The following is a 19,508-nucleotide window of genomic DNA, read 5'->3' as shown; positions in this document are numbered from 1 at the left end:
TTAGTAGTCACTATCAAATGGGGGTCGCTATGACTGAACTCCAACCCCGCAGGTGGTGGGCGCTCGGCGCGCTCGCGGTGAGCCTGCTGACCGTCGGGCTCGACCTGACGGTGCTGAACGTCGCCGTGCCGACGCTCGCCGTCGATCTCGGCGCCACGACCACCCAGCTGCAGTGGTTCGGCAACGCGTACACGCTCGCGCTGGCCGCCCTGCTGCTGCCGGCGGGCCTGCTGGGCGACCGGTTCGGCCCGAAGAAGCTGCTGCTCGGCGCGCTCGCGCAGTTCGGGCTGGCCTCGTTGGCCTGCGCCTACGCGAGCACGCCCGGCCAGCTGATCGCCGCCCGCGTGGTGCTCGGCGCGGGTGCCGCGTTCCTCATCCCGCTGTCGCTTTCGCTGCTCAACATCCTGTTCCCGCCGGAGGAGCGGGCGAAGGCGCTGACGACGTGGGTGCTGGCGACGTTCGCCGGCATCCCGCTCGGGCCGCTGCTCGGCGGCTGGCTGCTCGACCACTACGCGTGGGGCTCGGTGTTCCTGATCAACGTCCCGCTGACCGTGGTCGGCCTGGTCGCGGTGCTGGTCCTGGTGCCGCTCACGCCCGGCTCCGGGCGGGGCCGGATCGACTTCCCGGGCATCGCGCTCTCGGCGGCCGGGCTGGTCGCGCTGACCTACGGCTTCGTCCACGCGGGCGAGCACGGCTGGGCCGACCCGGTGACGTACGGCCTGATCGCCCTCGGGGCCGCGGTGCTCGCGGTGTTCGGCTGGACGCAGACGCGGACGGCCGCGCCGCTCACCGACCTGGCGCTGTTCCGCGAGCCGCGGTTCGTCTGGGGCGCGGTGCTCGCGACGATGGCGTCGTTCGCGCTGATGGGCCTGCTCTTCGTGCTGCCGCAGCTGTTCCAGGCGGTGCAGGGGGCCGACGCGCTGCAGACCGGCGTGCGGCTGCTGCCGCTGATCGGCGGGATGCTGGTGTCGGCGAAGATCGCCGAACGGCTGGTCGCCGCGGTGGGCGTGCGGGTGGTCGTCACGGCGGGGTTCGCCCTGCTCGCGGCCGGGCTGGCGTGGGGTTCGGCGACGTCGCCGTCGGACGGCTACGGCGTCACCGTCGCCTGGGAGAGCGTCATCGGCCTGGGGACGGGGTGCACGCTGCCGCCGCTGATGTCGATGGCGATGGGCGCGCTCACCGAGGGGCGGTCGGGGGCCGGGTCGGCGCTGATCCAGGTGCTGCGCCAGGTCGGCGGCACGATCGGGGTCGCGGTGCTGGGCACGGTGCTCAACGGCGTCTACCGCGACGGTGTTGCTGTCGCAGGCCTGCCGGCGCCGGTGGCGGACGCGGTGCGCGGCAGCGCGTCCGGCGCGGTGGCGGTCGCGGAGAAGCTGCACCTGCCGTCGCTGGCCGGCTCGGCGCGGGTGGCGTTCACCGACGGCATGGCGGCGACGCTGTGGGTGTGCGCCGGACTCGGCGTCGCCGGCGCGCTGCTCGCACTGCTGTTCCTGCCCGGGCGGACGGCCCCGGAGGTGCGGCCGCGAGAATCGGAGCATGACGTCGTCGCCAGGTGAGCCCTCGGGGCTGCGGGAACGCAAGAAGGCCAAGACGCGCGCCGCGATCCAGCGGCACGCGTTGCGGCTGTTCCACGAGCAGGGCTACAGCGCGACGACGGTCGACCAGATCGCGGCGGCGGCGGAGATCTCGCCCAGCACGTTCTTCCGCTACTTCCCGACGAAGGAAGAGACGGTGCTGTACGACCCGTTCGACCCGGTGCTGATCGCGGCGGCGCTGGCCCAGCCGGCCGAGCTGAGCCCGATCGGCGCGTTGCGCGCGACGGTGGACGTGATCCGCGAGCAGCTGTCCGGCGAAGCGTGGGAGCAGGAACGCCGGCGGCAGCTGCTGGTGTTCCGCGAGCCGGAGCTGCGCACGGCGGTGATGGACAAGTTCGCCGAGGGCATCGACCTGCTGGCGGGGCTGGCGGCCGAGCGAACGGGCCGCGCGGCCGACGACTTCGAGGTGCGCAACTGGGCGGGAGCGGTGGTCGGGGTGGTACTGGCGGCGTTCGTCGGCGCGGCGGCGGACCCGGAGATGGACACGCTGCTGGTGCTCGATCGCGCGGTGGCGCACTTGGAGGCGGGGTTGCCGCTGTAAGGGGACTGCGGCGGTGCTCAGGGGCGGCGCCTGCCTGCGGCTGGTCGGTGGGCTGGCCTGCTCGGCGATGGTGCAAGCAGATGGCGGCGCCCGGGAAGCCTGCCCGCTCGGCCCACCCACCGCTCCCCAACCGCGGTTTCCCGCCTTTCCCGGCGTCCGATTCCGGAATTGATTTCGCATTCCTGCCCCCACCTCGGGCAACACCGTGTGGGTGGCGGTGCGAGCGTGGGGGACGACCCGTCTGGAGCAGTCGCGACACGCGGTCCGACGGAGTGATGAAGCTAAATGATCACCGTTTACACCCGCGTGAGTGACCCGACTGCTCCACAGTGGACATCCGTTACCAGCAGTGACGGGAAGAATCGATCAGGATGATCTTCAGGGGGACGGGCAAGCTTTCGACGTTAATCAATTGCGGGCCAGTTCGCCTCTCGCGCATCCGGCACGTAAGGGTTAGAAAACGTCCCCAACCGGTGATCGGGTGGCTTATCTCCGATACGGGGGGTATCGATTTACCCCGTCAGGTCTCGACGCCAGGAGGTAGGAATGAAAGGCAAGTTCGGGCGAACCATCGCCCTGGTAGCCGCGAGCAGTCTGCTGGCGGTCGGAATGGCGGGGATCGCTTCGGCGAGCCCGGCGCGCCCGGACGGGGGCAAGGGTTCCTCCAGCACCCAGGCCCTCGCCGCACAGGTGCTGCAGATGCGCGACGACCTCACCAAGGTCGCCTACGCGGGCAACGTCGGCGCCACGCGTGCCGACCTCGGTCAGCTGAGCCCGGTGCTCGCGGACATCGCCGCCGGGAAGCGCTACACCGTCCAGACCGACACCGAGCAGCTCGCCGGCCTGGCCAAGGGCCGGGCGGACGAGTCCAGCAGGCTCCTGACCGACCCCACGGCCAAGGCCCGCCAGCTGCCGCCGCTGCCGGTGCCGATCCCGGCGCTGCCGGACCTGCCGGGCCCGCTGAAGATCGTCAGCGACCTGGTGAAAGCCCTGCTCGCCGCCGTCACCGGGATCCTCGGCGGGATTCTCGGCGGCCTGCCCGTGCCGCCGCTGCCGGTGCCGCCACTGCCGGTTCCCGGCTCGTAGCCACCGAAAACTCGTAGCCCCCGAAAACTCGTAGCCCCCGAAAACTCGTAGCCACCGAAAAACAGGGGGACCCGGAGCCCGGTCGCGGACATTCCTCCGCGCCGGGCTCCGGGTTCGTCCGTCAGGCGAAGGACAGACCCTGCCGCAGCGCGCCCGCCGTCTCGGCCAGCGCCTCGCGGAACCGGGTGCCCACCCCGGTGAAGTTGATGAACCCGTGGATCAGGTCCTCGTGCCGGCGCAACGCCACTTCGACACCCGCTTCGCGCAGCTTCGCCGCGTACGCCTCACCTTCGTCGCGAAGCGGGTCGAAGCCCGCCGTGACGACCAGGGCCGGCGGCAGGCCGCTCAGGTCGTCCGCGTGCAACGGCGACAACCGCGGGTCGGTCAGGTCCGTGCCCTCCGGCACGTAATGGCCCTCGAACCACTTCATGTGCACGTCCGTCAGGAACAGGTCCTCGGCGAACAGGTCCTGCGAGCGGTAGCGCCGCGCGAAGTCCGTCGCCGGGTAGATCAGCAGCTGGAACGCCGGCGCCGGGCCACCCCGCTTCACAGCCTGCTGCGCCGTGACCGCGGCGAGGTTGCCGCCCGCGCTGTCGCCGCCGACGGCGATCCGCGCCGGGTCCGCGCCGAGGTCGCTCGCCTTCGCCACCGCGTACTCGAACGCCGCGAGCGCGTCCTCCGTCGCCGAGGGGAACGGGAACTCCGGGGCCAGCCGGTACTCGATCGACAGCACCCGCACCCCGGCGTGCTTCGCCAGGAACCGGACGGCGTTGTCGTGGCTTGCGCGCGTCCCGATCACCCAGCCGCCGCCGTGGAAGAACACCAGCAGCGGCGACTTCTCGGGCAGTCCGACCGGCGTGTAGAGCGTCGCGGGCAAGTCCCCGTCCGGAGTCGGCACGGCGATCTCACGCACTGAAACCGGCTCGATCGGCTTGCCGCTGACCAGGTGCCGCCCGACGTCCAGCAGGGCGCGTGACTGCTCGACCGACCCCTGCACCAGTTCGGCGCCGGACAGCTTCTGTAGCCGGAGCAGCAGCTGGGCGTCGAGCGCGAGGTCCTGGCCGTCGATGCGCACCGGGCGCCCTGCGACCGCCCGCCGCACCGGCGTGGGCAGCCAGAACGCGAGCTGGGACGCCGCGGCCTGGGCGCGGACCGGGAGCGGGATCGCCATGGTTGCCTCCTGAGGGTCGCCCGGGACGTTACTCGCCAGTAGGTAACAGGTCCAGCTGTGACGCGCCCCTCGGTCCCAAACTCTGGATATCCACTTAAGTGGAGGGGTTAGCCTGAAAGGCGTGACTTCAGCCAGGACGCTCAACGTGCTCGGGATCGGCGGCTCTCTGCGGGAGGGCTCCCAGTCCGAACGCGCGCTGCGGATCGCGCTCGAGGGCGCGGCGGAAGTCGGCGTCCGGACCCGGATGCTCTCCGGGCCGGATCTGGTGCTGCCGTTCTACGACGCCGGCGAGCCGGACCGCGACGACCGCGCCGCCACCCTGATCGAAGCCGTGCGCCAGGCCGACGGGCTCATCGTCGTCTCGCCGGGCTACCACGGCGCGCTGTCCGGCCTGGTCAAGAACGCCCTGGACTACGTCGAGGACCTGCGCGACGACCAGCGTCCGTACCTCGACGGCCGCGCCGTCGGGCTGGCCGCCGTCGCCTACGGCTGGCAGGCCGCCGTCACCACGCTCGAGCAGCTGCGCACGATCACGCACGCGCTGCGCGGCTGGGCCACCCCGCTGGGGGGTTCGATCAACTCGGCCGAGACCAAGTTCGACGAAGGCGGCGGCGCGTCGGACGAGAAGAGTGTCCGCACGCTTCGCCTGATCGGGCGGCAGGTCGCCGAATTCGCGGTGACGCGCGCCGCATGACGTTTCGCCCGGTGGCCGCCGGGTAATCGATCCACGTGATGCCTGCCATGTGGGGGCACTGTTCCGCGGGTGCGGGATGTTGTGCTCAGTGAGACGCTCGCTGTGGAGCGTCCGGGACAGAAGGCAGGCTGAGCATGGGTCAGGCGATCTACACCGCGGTGGCGACGGCACGCGGCGACGGCCGCAACGGCGAGGTGACCTCGTCCGACGGCGTCATCGACGAGTCCCTGGCCATCCCCAAGGAGATGGGCGGCCCCGGCGGGGACAAGACCAACCCCGAGCAGCTCTTCGCCGCCGGCTACTCGGCCTGCTTCCACAGTGCCCTGCAGCTGGTCGCGCGGCAGGCCAAGGTCCCGCTGAACGGCTCGACCGTCACCGCGGAGGTCAGCGTGCTCAAGCAGGAGGTCGGGTTCGGCCTCGGCGTCGCGCTGAACGTCTCGCTGCCGGGTCTCGAGCAGGCCCAGGCCGACCAGCTGGTCGAGCAGGCCCACCAGGTGTGCCCCTACTCCAACGCGACCCGCGGCAACATCGAGGTCGCGCTTTCCGCCACCGTCTGACCACCCCTTTCGCACGAGTCCAGGAAAGGATCACCAGAGATGAGCAAGTCTCCGATCAAGAGCCCGCTTTCCGAGGCCGACAAGGAGATCACCGGTAACGCCCTGCAGGCGACGCTGGTCGACCTGGTCGACCTCTCCCTCATCGCGAAGCAGGCGCACTGGAACGTCGTCGGCGCGAACTTCCGCAGCGCGCACCTGCAGCTCGACGAGCTCGTGAACACCGCGCGCCAGTACGTCGACGAGGTCGCCGAGCGCGCCAACGCCATCGGCATCTCGCCGAACGGCAAGGCGAAGACCGTCGTCGAGAGCTCAGGCGTGCCCGAGTACCCCGACAACTGGCAGTCCGTGGAGTCCACGGTCGCCGCGATCGTCGACATCCTCGCCGCGCTCATCGAGCGGCTGCGCCAGCGCATCGACGAGACCGACAAGAGCGACCTCGTGACGCAGGACCTGCTGATCGAGATCACCCGCGCGCTCGAAGAGGCGCACTGGATGTGGCAGGCCCAGCAGGCTTGATTTTCCCGCCAAAGGGGTCGTTCCGGACGGAGCGGCCCCTTTCGCGTTGCCGGGCTCAGTACGTTCGGTGACATGGTCTTGCATCAGGGGAAAACCGACCGCCCGGACCGCGCCGGCGGCACGAACCCGCTGTACGCCGGGGTGAACCCGGCGCTGGCGGCGACGTTCGTCATGCCGCACGACAAGCTGCGCGACGACCCGCTGCCGCCGGACACCGCGCTGCAGCTGGTGCGCGACGAGCTGATGCTCGACGGCAACGCGCGGCTCAACCTCGCCACGTTCGTCACGACGTGGATGGAGCCGCAGGCGCGCGAGCTGATGGCCGAGTGCGTCGACAAGAACATGATCGACAAGGACGAGTACCCGCAGACGGCCGAGCTGGAGCGCCGCTGCGTGAACATCCTCGCCGACCTGTGGCACGCCCCCGACCCGACGGACATCATGGGCTGCTCGACGACGGGGTCGTCGGAGGCGTGCATGCTCGCGGGGATGGCGTTGAAGCGGCGCTGGTCCAAGCTCGGGCGCGCCGGGAAGCCGAACCTGGTGATGGGCGTGAACGTCCAGGTGTGCTGGGAGAAGTTCTGCGAGTACTGGGAAGTCGAGCCGCGGCTGGTGCCGATGGACGGCGACCGCTACCACCTGACGGCCGACGAAGCCGTCGCGCGCTGCGACGAGAACACGATCGGCGTGGTGGCGATCCTGGGTTCGACGTTCGACGGCAGCTACGAGCCGGTCGCGGAGATCGCCGCGGCGCTGGACGCCCTGGCGTCGCGGACGGGCTGGGACATCCCGGTGCACGTCGACGGCGCGTCGGGCGCGATGATCGCGCCGTTCCTCGACCCGGACCTGGAGTGGGACTTCCGGCTGCCGCGGGTGGCGTCGATCAACACGTCGGGCCACAAGTACGGGCTCGTGTACCCGGGTGTGGGCTGGGTGGTGTGGCGCGACCAGGCCGCGCTGCCGTCGGAGCTGGTGTTCAACGTCAACTACCTCGGCGGCGACATGCCGACGTTCGCGTTGAACTTCTCGCGCCCGGGCGCCGAGGTGGCGGCGCAGTACTACACGTTCGTCCGGCTCGGCCGGGAGGGCTTCCGCGCGGTGCAACAGGCTTCGCGCGACGTCGCCATGCACCTTTCGTCCGGGATCTCCGAGCTGGGCCCCTTCGAGTTGTTGACTCGCGGGGACCAGCTGCCGGTGTTCGCGGTCACGACCCGCGAGGACGCGGGGTTCGACGTCTTCGACGTGTCACGACGGCTGCGCGAACGGGGCTGGCTGGTGCCGGCGTACACGTTCCCGGAGCACCGGACCGATTTGGCGGTGCTGCGGATCGTCGTCCGCAACGGCTTCACGCACGACCTGGCGGACCTGCTGCTGGCGGACTTGAAGCGGGTGCTGCCGGAGCTGGCGAAGGAGGGCGGCCGCCCGAAGGACCCCGCGAAGGCGACCGCCTTCCACCACTAGTGCCAGGACTTGGCGCGGGCGTACTGGTCGGGCCACGGCACGTCCACGCCGAGCGCGTTCGCCGCGCGCAGCGGCCAATGCGGGTCCCGCAGCAGCGCGCGAGCCAGGAACACGACGTCCGCCTGGTCGTTTTCGATGATCTCCTCGGCCTGGTGCGGATCGGTGATCATGCCGACCGCGCCGGTCGGGAGGCCGGCTTCGGTGCGGATCCGCTCGGCGAACGGCACCTGGTAGCCGGGGCCGAGCGGGATGTCCGGGTTCGGGGTGTTGCCGCCGGTCGAGGTGTCGATCAGGTCGATCCCGCGCTCGGCCAGCAGCTTCGCCAGCCGGACGGAGTCGTCGATCGTCCAGCCGCCGTCGGTCCAGTCGGTGGCGCTCAGGCGGGCGAAGAGGGGCAGGTTCGTCGTCGCCCGGACGGCGTCGGCGATCTCCAGCGCGAGCCGGGTGCGGCCCTCGAAGTCGCCGCCGTAGCGGTCGGTGCGGGTGTTCGACAACGGGGACAGGAACTGGTGGACGAGGTAGCCGTGCGCGAAGTGCAGTTCGAGCACGTCGAACCCGGCGCCGACCGCGCGCCGGGCAGCTTCCGCAAACGCTTGCGGCAGGGCTGCCACTTCGTCCGTGGTCAGCTCGCGCGGGGTGGCGTACTGGCCGAACGCCGTCGCGGACGGGCCGACGCTCGGCCAGCCACCCTCCGCGGGCGGGACGCTGCCGGGGCCTTCCCACGGCCGGTGCGCCGAGCCCTTGCGGCCGGCGTGGCCGAGCTGCATGCCGATGGCCGTGCCCTGGCCGTGCACGAAGTCCACGATCCGGCGCCACGCGCCGGCCTGGGTGTCGTTCCAGATGCCGGTGTCCTGGGGACTGATCCGCCCTTCCGGGACGACGGCGGTGGCTTCGGTCATGACGAGCCCGGCGCCACCGGTGGCGAACTGGCCGAGGTGCACGAGGTGCCAGTCGCCGGGAACGCCGTCGGTGGCGGAGTACTGGCACATCGGCGACACCCACGCGCGGTTCGGCAGGGTCAGGCCGCGGACGGTGATCGGGCTGAAGAGTCGGCTCACGTCTTGGATCAACGACACGTGCCCGGCGTCTCTTCCCGTCGCCAGGAGCTTGTACCGACGGGTAACGTCGACCACATGGGTGTCGCTGCTGACGAACGCCAGGCCTTGAGCTCCCTCCTCGCCGAACTCGGGCCCGACGCGCCCACGTTGTGCGAAGGGTGGACCACGCGGGACCTCGCCGCGCACCTCGTCGTGCGCGAGCACCGGCCCGACGCCGCTCCCGGGATCATCGTGCCCGCGCTCGCCGGGTACACGCAGAAGGTCCAGGACCGCTACGCCGCCAAGCCCTGGGACACCCTCGTCGAGCAGGTCCGGAAGGGCCCGGCGAAGTTCTGGCCCACCGCCGTCGGCCCGCTCGACGAGCTGACCAACACCGCCGAGTTCCTCGTCCACCACGAGGACGTCCGGCGCGCGCAGCCCGGCTGGGAGCCCCGGCCCGCCGACGCCACCCGGGACGCCGCCGCCTGGAAGTCCGCGCGGCAGGCTGCCAAGCTCAACCTCCGGAAGGCGCCCGTCGGCGTCACCCTGCGGACGAAGGACGGCCGCGAAGCCGCCGTCAAGACCGGGCCCGACCCGGTCACCGTCGTCGGCGAGCCCGTCGACCTGTTGCTGTTTGTCTTCGGCCGCGACGCCGTCAACCTCGACTTCGAAGGTGACGCGGCCGCGGTCAGCCGTCTTCAGTCGGTGCAGCGCGGCCTCTAGGCTGCGCGTCATGCCGATGATCAGCGTTGCCATGTTCCCCGGCCGCACGCCCGCCCAGAAGAGCGCCCTGGTCCGGGAGCTGACCGACGCGTTCGTCCGCACCTGCGGCGGCAAGCCCGAGGGCGTCCAGGTGACGCTCGTCGAGATCGGCGCCGACCACTGGGCCACCGGCGGGGTCCTGCACTCCGAACGCTGACCCGCCGGGAGACCGTCCGGCCTCCCGGCGAGTGCGTCAGCGCAGGCCGAGCGCTCGCAGCGCGAAGTGGACCTCGATCGACGTCTGCTTGATCGTCTCCGCGATCACCAGCGAGCCGTGGCCCGCGTCGTAGCGGTAGAACTCGTGGTGCAGGTCGCGGCCGCCGAGGCGGTCGAGGTAGTTCTCGATCTGGCGGATCGGGCAGCGCGGGTCGTTGTCGCCGGCCAGCACGAGCACCGGCGCCGTCACCGCGTCGACGTACGTGATCGGCGAGCACTCCCGGTACACCGCCGGCACGTCCTCCGGCGAGCCGCCGAAGAGCGCGCGGTCGAACGAGCGCAGCTGCTCCATCTCGTCCTCGTACGCGGCGACGTAGTCCGCCACCGGCACCCCGGCGACGCCCGCCGCCCACCGCGTCGGCTGCGTGCCGAGCGCGAGCAGGGAGAGGTAGCCACCCCACGAAGCGCCGTTCACGACGCACTTCGCCGGGTCACTCAGTCCACTTTGGACGGCCCAGTCGTGCACCGAGGCGACGTCCTCCAGCTCGGTCAGTCCGGGCCGGCCTTCGATGGCGTCGCGCCAGGCCGAGCCGTAGCCGGTCGAGCCGCGGTAGTTGACCTCGACGACGGCGAACCCGGCGTCGAGCCAAGTCGCCCGGTAAGCGGAGAAACGGTCTTCGTCGGCCGCGTGCGGGCCGCCGTGCAGGGAGAACACCGTCGGCAGCGGGCCTTCCGGTGCGCCGGACGGCCGCGAGACCAGCGCGTGGATCCGGCCGCCGACGCCTTCGACGAACGCGTCGGTCACCGGCTCGGACCCCGGCGCGCGCTCGCCCGGCGGTTCGAGCAGCACCGAGTCGGCGCCGTCGGCGGTGCGCACCCGGACCGCGGCCGGCTCGGCGGCGCTGGACCACGAGTACTCGACCGTCCCGTCCGGACGGACGCCCGCCCCGCCGATGCGCCCGGCCGGGGTGTCCACAGAGGACAGTTCGGCCGAGTGGAGGTCGTAGCGGTACAACGAGCTGCGGCCTTCGTGGAAGTGGACGACGAGCAGGGCGCGCGCGTCCGGGTACCAGCCGGCGACGACTTCGCCGGGCAGGTCGAGCTCGATCTCCGTCTCGGTGTCCGCCCGGACGTCCCAGACGAGCAGCTCTTCGCGCCCCCGGCGTTCGTGCAGCACCAGCAGGCGCTGGTCGCCGGGCAGCGGCGAGAACTCGAGGGCGGTCAGGCCCTTGCCCTCGCCGTCCCACTTCTCCGCGACGGTCCCGAACCCGTCGGTGGCGAGCACCCGCAGGGCGGGGTGGCGCGAGTCGCCGTGCTCGGAGTGGGAGATCGCGATCAGGCTCTCGTCGCGGGACAGCGACGCGATGCCCGCGTCGTCCGCGTGGCTGTAGAAGCGGTGGGTCTCGCCGCCGATCCGGGCGAACAGCTCGCTGCCGTCGTCGGTCGAGACGCCGACCGCGACGAGGTTCGCGCCGATCTCGAGGCCGGCGGGGTAGCCGTCGTGGACGTCCGGCACGGCCTTCTCGGGCTCGCTGCCCTCGGTCGCGGCGAAGGGCTCGCGCACCCACGAGCCGAACTCGTCGCCGTCGGTGTCGTCGAACCACCAGATCCATTCGCCGTCCGGGGACGGCGTCGCGTGCAGGGTGCCGTTCGGCCGGTCGGTGACGCGGCGGTGCTCGCCGGTCGCGCGGTTCCAGGCGTAGACCTCCCAGACACCGCTGGAGTTGGAGACGTAGATGTTGGCGTCGGGGGCGTCGCGGGCCCAGTCGGGGGTGGAGATCCGCGGGGCGTGGAAGCGGGCGCGCCAGCGGTTCTCGGCTTCGGCGTCGTCGAACAGCCGGTCCGGGACCACCGCGGGCGGATATTGGTTCGCTGACTGCGTGCTCACCCCTCGATCCTGCCACCTTCTGGCCGTACTGTGTGCGGGGTGCTGGAGGGTTACGCGCCGGGCTACGGGCGAGACGCGGTTTCGATGATGTCCGCGCGCACGGCGGCGGAGCGCGCGACGTTCGCCCAGCCGCTGTTCGCCCCGGGGATGTGGGTGGTCGACCTCGGCTGCGGCCCGGGCTCGATCACGCTCGGCCTCGCCGCGGAGTCCCGGGTGACGGGCGTCGACCTCGACGCGGGGCAGATCGCGATGGCCCGCGACACCGCGCGCCGGGCCGGCCGGTCCACAGTGGACTTCCTGGTGGCGTCGGCGTACGACCTGCCGTTCGCCGACGGCAGTGTGGACGTGGCGTTTTCCCACGCGCTGTTCGAGCACCTGGCTCATCCGCTGGATGCTTTGGCGGAACTGCGCCGGGTGCTTCGCCCGGGCGGCAGGCTCGCTTTGTCTACATCGGACTGGAGCAAGGCCCGCCTCCGCCCCAAGACGGCGAACGTCGACGCGGCGCTGAGAGGGCACTACTTGCTGCGCCGCCAGGCGGGTGGCAATCCCTTCGCGGGCCGCGTGATCGCCGACCAGTGCGTCACGGCGGGGTTCACGGAGGTCGTGTCGAGAGCCCGCTACCGCTCGGACATGAGCTACCGCGACCTGGCGAAGTACGTGGAGTCGCGGCTGGAGGCGGCGCTCGCGGGCGAGGGCCGCGACCGCGACCAGCTGGCGAGCGCGGCCCGTTCGGCCTGGATGTGGACCCGCGGCGGCGACGGTGATTTCAGCCAATGCTGGGTCGAAGTGACGGCGACCCGCTGAAAGAGCTTCGAAACCAGAAGAGCCGGTGTCCGAAGACACCGGCTCTTACTCGTCGGGGTGGCGGGATTCGAACCCACGACCTCCTCGACCCGAACGAGGCACGCTACCAAGCTGCGCCACACCCCGAGGTACTGCTTAACGGGTCGTGGAGAAGTCTAGCGGACGGTGTCGCGGGCTTTTCGGGGGGCCGACTTACGCGACTTCGGCGACCCCGAACCGCGCGGGACCAGGGTCAACAAGCTGGTCTCGGGCGGGCACGCGAACCTGGCCGGCGCCCACGGCGACGTCCCCAGCCCGGCCGAAACGTGCAGCCACATGTGCGCGCCCCACCGCGAGGCACCACGCGCCCGGCTGCGATCCAGCTCACAGTTCGTTACCAGGGCGCCGTAGCCCGGGAGCCGGAGCTGGCCGCCGTGCGTGTGGCCCGCGAGGACCAGGTCGTAACCGTCCGTGGCGAACGTGTCGAGGACCCGCGGCTCCGGCGAGTGCGTCACGCCGATGCGGACCGCCGCGCCGCTGTCGGCCGGGCCCGCGATGTCGGGGTAGCGGTCGCGGCGCAGGTGGGGGTCGTCGACGCCGGCCGCGAACACCGCCTGGCCGCCGACGTCGATCGTGCGGCGGACGTGCGTCAGGTCGGTCCAGCCGTGCTCGACGAACGCCGCGCGCAGGTCGCGCCACGGCAGCTGGACCCCGTGGATGCGCTTCTTCTTGCCCTTCGGCATCAGGTACCGGGCCGGGTTCTTGGGCTTCGGCGCGTAGTAGTCGTTGCTGCCGAAGACGAACAGCCCGGGCCGGTCCAGCAGCGGGCCCAGCGCGCGCAGCACCGACGGGACCGCGGTCCGGTGCGACAGGTTGTCGCCGGTGTTGACGACGAGGTCGGGGTTCAGCTCGTCGAGCGCGGCGACCCAGCGCTGCTTGCTGCGGTGGCCCGGCAGCATGTGCAGGTCCGAGACGTGCAGGATCGTGAAGGGCCGGGACCCGGGCGCCAGCACCGGGAGCTCGGCGGTGCGCAGGGTCCAGTGGCGCCGTTCGATGCCGACGGCGTAACCGAGGGTCGCGACGCCGAGCGCCACCGTCCCCGCGGCGAGGCGCTTCGCGGTCGCCCCCGACGTGCTTGTGTTACTGAGCGTGCTCACGAAGTCCAGGATACGTGCTCAACGGTTGGGTGAACTCGCCGCCGTTCCGGGGAACCTGCCGCTTAGCATTTGCGTCGGCCCGGAGAAGGGTGACCAACCGGGGGGTTGGGGAGAACGATGGAGCAGTTCGGGCCGTACAAGATCGAAGGCCTGCTCGGCCGAGGGGGAATGGGCGAGGTCCACCGCGCCTACGACACGGCGCACGACCGCGTCGTCGCGTTGAAGCTGCTGTCCGGGCCGAACGCGGGTGACGAAGCCTTCCGGGCCCGGTTCCGCCGCGAGTCGCAGATCGTCGCGCGGCTGCGCGAACCGCACGTGATCCCGATCCACGCCTACGGCGAGATCGACGGCCGCCTGTACCTCGACATGCGGCTCGTCGAAGGCAAGGACCTCAAGGAACTCCTGGAAGACGGCCCGCTCGAGCCCGCGCGGGCCGCCGGGATCGTCGAGCAGGTCGCCGGCGCGCTCGACGCCGCCCACGAGGACGGCCTGGTGCACCGGGACGTCAAGCCGTCCAACGTGCTGGTGACGAGCGCGGACTTCGTGTACCTCGTGGACTTCGGCATCGCGCGGTCGATGACGGCCGAGGGGACGTCGATCACCGGCACGGGCAACGTGATCGGCACCCTCGACTACATGGCGCCCGAACGCTTCGGCGACGCGCCGATCACCGGGCTCGTCGACGTCTACGCGCTCGCGTGCGTGTTCTTCGAGTGCCTCACCGGGCGGCGCCCGTTCCCGGCGGAGGGCGCGGCCGCGCAGATGGGCGCGCACCTGAACGCGCCGCCGCCGGTGCTGTCGCAGGAGCGGCCCGGGCTGCCGCCGGCGCTGGACGCGGTGGTGGCGCGCGGGATGGCGAAGAACCCGGCCGACCGCTACCCGACGGCCCGGGCGTTCGCCGACGCCGTCCGGACGGCCCTCGCCGCGCCGGCGCCGCCGCTGCCGACGTGGCAGAAGACCTTGCCGGGCCCGGTGACCCCGCCGCCGACCCTGGCCGCCCCGCCGCCCACGTTGGCCGGGCCGCCGCCCACCTTCTCCGGGCCGATCCCGCAGCAGCAGGCGCCGAGGACCCCGCCGCGTCCGATGCCCGCCCAGACCGGGGCGTACGCGGGCCCGCGGAGCGCCCCGATCCCGGTCCAGCCGCAGCCGGCACCGCGGGCGAAGTCTCAGCGGAACCGGTGGATCGCGTTGTGCGCCGCGTTGGCGGGAGTCGTGGTGGTCGCGCTGGTTATCACGTACGTGGTGACCAAGGACCGGACGACCCAGACCGGCGGGCCGGGGCCGATCACGCCGGAGACCGTCACGAGCTCCCCGCCGTCGACGACGCCCGAGCCGACCGCACCGTCCACTTCGGAATCAAAACCGGCCCACGACGAGAAGCTCTACGCCGCGCTTCCCGCGGTGTACAAGCAATACACGTGCGAAGACGCGACCGTCCCGGCCGGAGCGGTGGCCGCCGTCGCGTGCGGGGACTCGAACGTCGGCGACGTCAAGGCGGGCAACGTGGTGTTCCCGCAGCCGACGGGAGCGAAGTTCCTGCGGTTCGCCGACGCGGCGGCGATGGACAAGTGGTTCCAGGACATCGTGAAGAGCCAGGGCCTCACCCGCAACGACGCCCAGGGCGCGTGCCGCCCGTTGAAGTTCCCGAAGATCTGGGGAACGTACTACCGGGCGGAGACGCGCGCACCGGTGCCGGGCGACTACCTGACGTGCTTCCTGGGCGACCCGCCCCAGCTGGCGTGGACGGACGCGAAGAAGCTGATGGGCGGGGTCCTGCTGTCCACGACGGTCACGAACAACGACCGGCTGGACCAGCTGTACTACTGGTGGAACATGGAGATCCTGTCCGACATGCCAGGGGGGAGTTGAGCAATTGCCTCGCGAGCCGATCGGAGCATCGCCGCTGGTCCGTACGCTGCTGTTCACCCTGGTGGTCTATTGAACGTTGATCAGCGAACTGGCTGAATACCACTGAGGAGGGGATCACGGACTACCGATGTTCTTCGGTAGCCATTTACGGCGTTCGAATCTGGCCTTTTGGGCGTGGTCTTCCGTGTCCATTCTCGCGGCTGATAATCCAAACGGACGCCATTCGGTCGCGCTCCCTCCTGGTTGGTCAACTCGGCATAGGGGGATCGGTGAAACTCAGTCGCCCACGTTCGCTACGACTCAGATGGACGGCCGCGGTCGCGGTCGCGCTCTCGGTCACCGGTGCCGCCGCCGGGCCGGTCTCGGCCGCGCCGAACACGCCGGGCCCGGACGTCGACACCAAGGTCGCGGCCCCTCCGAAGGTCGCCGCTCGCAGCGTCGCACCCGTCGAGCGGGCCGGCACGCTCGCCGCCGGCTGGGAACGTTCCACCGACCGGGCCTGGACGACCAGCGGTGACGCTGACGGCTTCCACCTCCTGGTCGCCGACGAAGCCAAGGCGTACGAGTGGCGGACGGTCGCCACACTCGCCGAGCCGGGCTTCGACACCGACATGTGGATCGGCAACATCTGCGTGACCGGGTCGGCCCACCGCGCGGTCGTCGCCTACGCGCCGCGCACGTTCACCAACAAGACCGAACTCTTCGACCGCGGCGCCTTCACCGCCGTGGTCGACCTCGACACCGGCTCGGTCCGGAAGCTGCCGATCCGGACCAGCCTCGCCTATTTCAACCCGTCGTGCGGGGTCGGCGATACGGCCGTTCTCACCCAGGCCGGCGACGAAGACCTGGGGAAGACGAGGCTGCTGCGCTTGGACGCGGCCTCCGGCAAGATCGCCGCGCCGGTCGACGTCGCCGGACAGCTGACTTCGGCGGTGCCCACCGCGCACGGCCTGATCGGCGCGACCGCTGACGCTCTCGTCCGCGTCACCGACCAGGGTGTTCTGCAACGGGTCGCGCCGGCTTCCGGCGTGCCCTACGCGCTGGCGGCCGACGCCGACGGCGGTGTCGTCTACCTCGACCACGACGGGACGGAGAACGCCAAGGCGCGGCGAGCCGTGATCAGCGGTGACGGTTCGGTGCGCACGCAGACGCTCGCCACCGGACGGCGGACCGCGCTGGGCGTGACCTCGGGTCGCGGCGGTCGCGTCTACGTGACCGGCGAGAAGAAGGCGACCGGGGCGACGCTGCCCGCCGCCGTCTCGCTGCTCGACGTCACCAAGGACGCGACCGTATCCACCGAAGGCAGGCTGGCGGTGACCGACGTCGCCCGGCCGGAGGTGCCTGATCCCCGGGTGGCGCCGGCCGACCCCGAGGCCGCCCAGGCCGTGAACATCACCGCCACCGTGCTGGCGAACCACAAGCAGATCACCCTCGCGGCCGAAACGGACGCCGCGCCCGCGGCCGGCCGGGAGAGCAGCCCCGGTGCCGGGGTGCCGGCTCGGGTGACCACCAACGGCAGCCCCACCGATCCGTCCGATCTGGACGATCGTTACTGCAGCGTGCCCCGCAACGACCCGCGGAACCAGGCGATGCAGCCGAAACCCCGGCAGGTCGAATGGGCCGTCGACCAGGCTCTGCACGGCACCCTGACCGTCCAGCGACCGGCGAACTGGAAAAACCTCGGTATGCCGGCCTACACGCCTCAGGGCCTGTTCCCGAAGGTCGATCTGGCCGGTGGTGGGTTCGTGCCCGCGCAGGTCATGCTGGGCATCACGGCGCAGGAGTCGAACATGTGGCAGGCCGCGCGGTCCTCGGTGCCGGGGACCACGGGCAATCCTCTGATCGGCAACTACTACGGGATCAACTACTACAACGGCACCGAGACCGACGACTGGACGATCGACTGGGAGAAGGCCGACTGCGGGTACGGCGTCACCCAGGTGACCGACCACATGCGACTGGCCGGCCGGGAGAAGGGGTCGGCCGACACCGCATGGCCGTACCAGACGCAGCGTGCCGTGGCGCTGGACTTCGCCGCCAACATCGCGGCGGGCGCCCAGATCCTGTCGAACAAATGGAATGAGGTCCGCGCCGCGAACCTGATCGTCAACAACGGGGACGTCTCCCACCTCGAGAACTGGTTCTTCGCCATTTGGGCCTACAACTCCGGCTTCCACCCCGCGTCGGGTTCGGCGCCGTGGGGCCTCGGCTGGGGCAACAACCCCGCGAACCCGCGCTTCCCCGCCAGCAGGCAGCCGTTTCTCGAAACCACCTACGCCGACGCGGCACACCCGCAGGACTGGCCGTACCCGGAGAAGGTGCTGGGCTGGGCCGGGCACCCGCCCAACCTGATCGAAACACCGGGCACGATGATCGCCGGGTTCCGACCCTCGTGGTGGCTCAACGACAACCTGCGGGCCTCGGTCAAGCCGCCGGTGAACCAGTTCTGCGACGCCAGCAACGACTGTCACCCGGGTGAGAAGAACCTGCCGGACTACGCCGGCACCGGCCCGGACGACCCGAACAACGTCGTCGGCGAGCCGGCCGGCCCGTGTGCGCACAAGACGGGCACGAAGTTCGACCTGAAGTGCTGGTACCACCAGTCCAACTCGTGGAAGGCGGACTGCAACTCGTCGTGCGGTTTCGAGGTGCTGCGGTTCGATCCCGGCTACGCCTACCAGGAAGACGCCGACAGCTACCCGCCGAACTGCGGCACGGCCGGCCTGCCGTCGAACGCGCTGATCATCGACGACGCCAACGGTGCACCCCCGGTGCGGAACAACTGCGCCCAGACCTGGACCAACGCGGGCACCTTCCAGCTCAGCTATTCCGACGACGGCACCGGGCACTACCCGGGGAAGGTCGACACCCACCAGTTCGGCGGCGGATTCGGCGGCCACTTCTACTTCAGCCACACTCGTAGGTCCGACGTCGAGGGCGGCAGGGTGAAGGCGACCGGAACCTGGTCACTGACGAACCCGCTGAACGCCTGGGCCAGACTGATGGTCCACCTGCCGGACGTCGGCGCGCAGACGCAGCAGGCGCGCTACGACATCAACCTCGGCGACGGGCAGAGCCGGCACCGGTACGTCAACCAGCAGATCCAGCGCAACGGCTGGGTGTCGATCGGGGTGTACCCGTTCGCCGGGCGGCCGAGCGTCACGATGAGCTCGCAGACCGAGGACGGTACCGGCGACCTGGACGTTGCCTGGGACGCGATCGCGTTCCAGCCGTTGCCCGGCAAGCCGGCGAACATCGTCGCGGCGCTGGGTGACTCCTACTCGTCCGGGGAAGGCGCCGGCAACTACGCGAAGGAGAGCGACGCCAACCACGGCAACGCGGAGTGGAACGCCTGCCGCCGCAGCGTCAACGCCTGGCCACGCAAGATGGTCATCCCCGGCTCGGGCGGCGCGCTGGGCACGCTCGCCGACCAGTGGAACACGAACAACGAACTCGGGTTCGTCGCTTGTTCCGGGGCTTGGACGTGGAACGTCTCCGGGAGGTGGAACGGAACGGGGACGGTGCCGACATCCTGGCAACAGCCCGAGAAGTACGAGACGGGTGAGGGGCAGTTCCACGAGATCAACCAGGTCAAGTCTGGTGTTCTCACACCGGAGACAACCCTGGTGACCTTGTCCATCGGCGGCAACGACGAAGGCGCGTTCACGAGCGCCCTCACGGACTGCGCCGGCCTCGGCGACTGCTCCGGTGACAGCGATTACCTGCCGAAGTACAAGACGATCTTCGATCGGACGAAGACGCGGATCGCCGACACCATCCGTGCCATCCACACCGAAGCTCCGAACGCGCGCATCGTGCTGGTGGCATACCCGGAACCGCTCAGCCGTACGGTCAAGTGTGCCGGTTCTCTGTACTTCGACCTGACCGAGGCTCACGCGATCGCGGAGTTGACCGGCTACGTCCGGGACAAGGAAGCCGAGGTCGTCAACCAGTTGCGAGGGGAGGGCATCGCGATCGACACGGCCGATCCGATCAACGATTTCGCCGGGCACAGTGGGTGCGACAACCCCGAGTGGATCAACAAGATCGTCGTGGGCCCCAACGGGGAAGGCGACTTCCACGTCGGCGACAAACCCTCGCAGGCCTGCATCGCGGCCGCCGGAGCCTGTCTGAGCCGCGAGATGTTCCACCCCAATTCAGACGGTACGACGGGCTATGCTCACCTGATGGAGAAGCGGTTTGCCGAGATCCACTACCCGGGCTGATCCGGTGAC

Annotated in this window: 16 protein-coding genes and 1 tRNA gene; 12 read left to right on the top strand and 5 right to left on the bottom strand. The window is 70.8% G+C overall.

Features of this window, described 5'->3' with window-relative positions; all coding sequences use genetic code 11:
• Window positions 1–29: 29 nt before the first annotated feature.
• From ACERZO_RS42355 to ACERZO_RS42345, 3 genes are all read left to right on the top strand, one after another.
• Window positions 30–1,556 carry a DHA2 family efflux MFS transporter permease subunit gene (locus ACERZO_RS42355; protein ID WP_372671614.1) on the top strand — a complete coding sequence of 509 codons (1,527 nt, stop codon included), beginning with the start codon at window positions 30–32 and terminating at the stop codon, window positions 1,554–1,556.
• Window positions 1,537–2,136, top strand: coding sequence for an acyl-CoA-like ligand-binding transcription factor (locus tag ACERZO_RS42350; RefSeq protein WP_372671613.1), 600 nt, complete (start codon window positions 1,537–1,539; stop codon window positions 2,134–2,136). Before ACERZO_RS42355 ends, ACERZO_RS42350 begins: the two co-directional genes overlap by 20 nt.
• A 546-nt stretch (window positions 2,137–2,682) precedes the next feature.
• Window positions 2,683–3,222 (top strand): hypothetical protein, encoded by a 540-nt coding sequence (locus ACERZO_RS42345; protein WP_372671612.1) that lies wholly within the window; start codon window positions 2,683–2,685, stop codon window positions 3,220–3,222.
• Window positions 3,223–3,343: 121 nt separating this feature from the next.
• Here the strand turns inward: ACERZO_RS42345 and ACERZO_RS42340 are convergent, their stop codons facing one another.
• Window positions 3,344–4,393 carry an alpha/beta hydrolase gene (locus tag ACERZO_RS42340; RefSeq protein WP_372671611.1) on the bottom strand — a complete coding sequence of 350 codons (1,050 nt, stop codon included), beginning with the start codon at window positions 4,391–4,393 and terminating at the stop codon, window positions 3,344–3,346.
• Window positions 4,394–4,538: 145 nt separating this feature from the next.
• Between ACERZO_RS42340 and ACERZO_RS42335 the strand changes: the two genes are divergently transcribed.
• The 4 genes from ACERZO_RS42335 to ACERZO_RS42320 all read left to right on the top strand — a co-directional run bounded on the left by ACERZO_RS42335 (window position 4,539) and on the right by ACERZO_RS42320 (window position 7,621).
• Window positions 4,539–5,087, top strand: a complete 549-nt coding sequence (locus tag ACERZO_RS42335; protein ID WP_372671764.1) for an NADPH-dependent FMN reductase — start codon at window positions 4,539–4,541, stop codon at window positions 5,085–5,087.
• 134 nt (window positions 5,088–5,221) lie between these two features.
• The gene (locus tag ACERZO_RS42330) at window positions 5,222–5,644 is read left to right on the top strand and encodes an organic hydroperoxide resistance protein (RefSeq protein WP_285457651.1); all 423 of its coding nucleotides are present in this window, start codon (window positions 5,222–5,224) and stop codon (window positions 5,642–5,644) included.
• Between the two features lie 39 nt (window positions 5,645–5,683).
• A complete protein-coding gene (locus ACERZO_RS42325; RefSeq protein ID WP_091319033.1) occupies window positions 5,684–6,160 on the top strand; it encodes a Dps family protein in 477 nt (158 codons plus the stop codon).
• Between the two features lie 72 nt (window positions 6,161–6,232).
• Window positions 6,233–7,621 (top strand): glutamate decarboxylase, encoded by a 1,389-nt coding sequence (locus ACERZO_RS42320; RefSeq protein WP_372671610.1) that lies wholly within the window; start codon window positions 6,233–6,235, stop codon window positions 7,619–7,621.
• On the opposite strand, the gene ACERZO_RS42315 is transcribed toward ACERZO_RS42320, so the two are convergent.
• The gene (locus tag ACERZO_RS42315) at window positions 7,618–8,679 is read right to left on the bottom strand and encodes an NADH:flavin oxidoreductase/NADH oxidase (RefSeq protein WP_372671609.1); all 1,062 of its coding nucleotides are present in this window, start codon (window positions 8,677–8,679) and stop codon (window positions 7,618–7,620) included. The genes ACERZO_RS42320 and ACERZO_RS42315 overlap by 4 nt on opposite strands.
• 75 nt (window positions 8,680–8,754) lie before the next feature.
• Here ACERZO_RS42315 and ACERZO_RS42310 point away from each other — a divergent pair, with 75 nt between their 5' ends.
• Together ACERZO_RS42310 and ACERZO_RS42305 are read left to right on the top strand one after the other, a co-directional pair.
• Window positions 8,755–9,381, top strand: coding sequence for a TIGR03085 family metal-binding protein (locus ACERZO_RS42310; protein ID WP_372671608.1), 627 nt, complete (start codon window positions 8,755–8,757; stop codon window positions 9,379–9,381).
• A gap of 10 nt (window positions 9,382–9,391) precedes the next feature.
• Complete coding sequence (locus ACERZO_RS42305) at window positions 9,392–9,577, top strand: tautomerase family protein (protein ID WP_086859558.1); 186 nt, start codon at window positions 9,392–9,394, stop codon at window positions 9,575–9,577.
• 36 nt (window positions 9,578–9,613) lie between these two features.
• On the opposite strand, the gene ACERZO_RS42300 is transcribed toward ACERZO_RS42305, so the two are convergent.
• Window positions 9,614–11,464, bottom strand: a complete 1,851-nt coding sequence (locus ACERZO_RS42300; RefSeq protein WP_372671607.1) for a prolyl oligopeptidase family serine peptidase — start codon at window positions 11,462–11,464, stop codon at window positions 9,614–9,616.
• A gap of 39 nt (window positions 11,465–11,503) precedes the next feature.
• On the opposite strand from ACERZO_RS42300, the gene ACERZO_RS42295 reads away from it, so the two are divergent.
• A complete protein-coding gene (locus ACERZO_RS42295) occupies window positions 11,504–12,268 on the top strand; it encodes a class I SAM-dependent methyltransferase (protein ID WP_372671606.1) in 765 nt (254 codons plus the stop codon).
• Window positions 12,269–12,320: 52 nt separating this feature from the next.
• Here the strand turns inward: ACERZO_RS42295 and ACERZO_RS42290 are convergent.
• Window positions 12,321–12,394: transfer RNA gene (locus tag ACERZO_RS42290), tRNA-Pro, on the bottom strand.
• Window positions 12,395–12,423: 29 nt separating this feature from the next.
• Window positions 12,424–13,404, bottom strand: a complete 981-nt coding sequence (locus tag ACERZO_RS42285) for a metallophosphoesterase (protein ID WP_372671605.1) — start codon at window positions 13,402–13,404, stop codon at window positions 12,424–12,426.
• A gap of 117 nt (window positions 13,405–13,521) precedes the next feature.
• On the opposite strand from ACERZO_RS42285, the gene ACERZO_RS42280 reads away from it, so the two are divergent.
• Both ACERZO_RS42280 and ACERZO_RS42275 read left to right on the top strand, forming a co-directional pair.
• Complete coding sequence (locus tag ACERZO_RS42280; RefSeq protein ID WP_372671604.1) at window positions 13,522–15,273, top strand: serine/threonine-protein kinase; 1,752 nt, start codon at window positions 13,522–13,524, stop codon at window positions 15,271–15,273.
• Window positions 15,274–15,542: 269 nt separating this feature from the next.
• Entirely contained in the window at window positions 15,543–19,499 is a 3,957-nt protein-coding gene (locus tag ACERZO_RS42275) for a golvesin C-terminal-like domain-containing protein (protein ID WP_372671603.1), read from the top strand.
• The last annotated feature ends 9 nt before the right edge of the window (window positions 19,500–19,508 follow it).

The organism is Amycolatopsis kentuckyensis (assembly GCF_041679295.1).
In the GTDB taxonomy this organism is placed as follows: domain Bacteria; phylum Actinomycetota; class Actinomycetes; order Mycobacteriales; family Pseudonocardiaceae; genus Amycolatopsis; species Amycolatopsis kentuckyensis_A.
Note: the sequence above shows the minus strand (reverse complement) of the source record. Positions and strands in the feature narration are given on the sequence as shown.

Bases quoted from the DNA above. Each gene is read 5' to 3' on its own strand.
- ACERZO_RS42355 (WP_372671614.1), top strand. From the start codon at position 30: ATGACTGAACTCCAACCCCGCAGGTGGTGGGCGCTCGGCGCGCTCGCG.
- ACERZO_RS42350 (WP_372671613.1), top strand. From the start codon at position 1,537: ATGACGTCGTCGCCAGGTGAGCCCTCGGGGCTGCGGGAACGCAAGAAG.
- ACERZO_RS42345 (WP_372671612.1), top strand. From the start codon at position 2,683: ATGAAAGGCAAGTTCGGGCGAACCATCGCCCTGGTAGCCGCGAGCAGT.
- ACERZO_RS42340 (WP_372671611.1), bottom strand. From the start codon at position 4,393: ATGGCGATCCCGCTCCCGGTCCGCGCCCAGGCCGCGGCGTCCCAGCTC.
- ACERZO_RS42330 (WP_285457651.1), top strand. From the start codon at position 5,222: ATGGGTCAGGCGATCTACACCGCGGTGGCGACGGCACGCGGCGACGGC.
- ACERZO_RS42325 (WP_091319033.1), top strand. From the start codon at position 5,684: ATGAGCAAGTCTCCGATCAAGAGCCCGCTTTCCGAGGCCGACAAGGAG.
- ACERZO_RS42320 (WP_372671610.1), top strand. From the start codon at position 6,233: ATGGTCTTGCATCAGGGGAAAACCGACCGCCCGGACCGCGCCGGCGGC.
- ACERZO_RS42310 (WP_372671608.1), top strand. From the start codon at position 8,755: ATGGGTGTCGCTGCTGACGAACGCCAGGCCTTGAGCTCCCTCCTCGCC.
- ACERZO_RS42305 (WP_086859558.1), top strand. From the start codon at position 9,392: ATGCCGATGATCAGCGTTGCCATGTTCCCCGGCCGCACGCCCGCCCAG.
- ACERZO_RS42280 (WP_372671604.1), top strand. From the start codon at position 13,522: ATGGAGCAGTTCGGGCCGTACAAGATCGAAGGCCTGCTCGGCCGAGGG.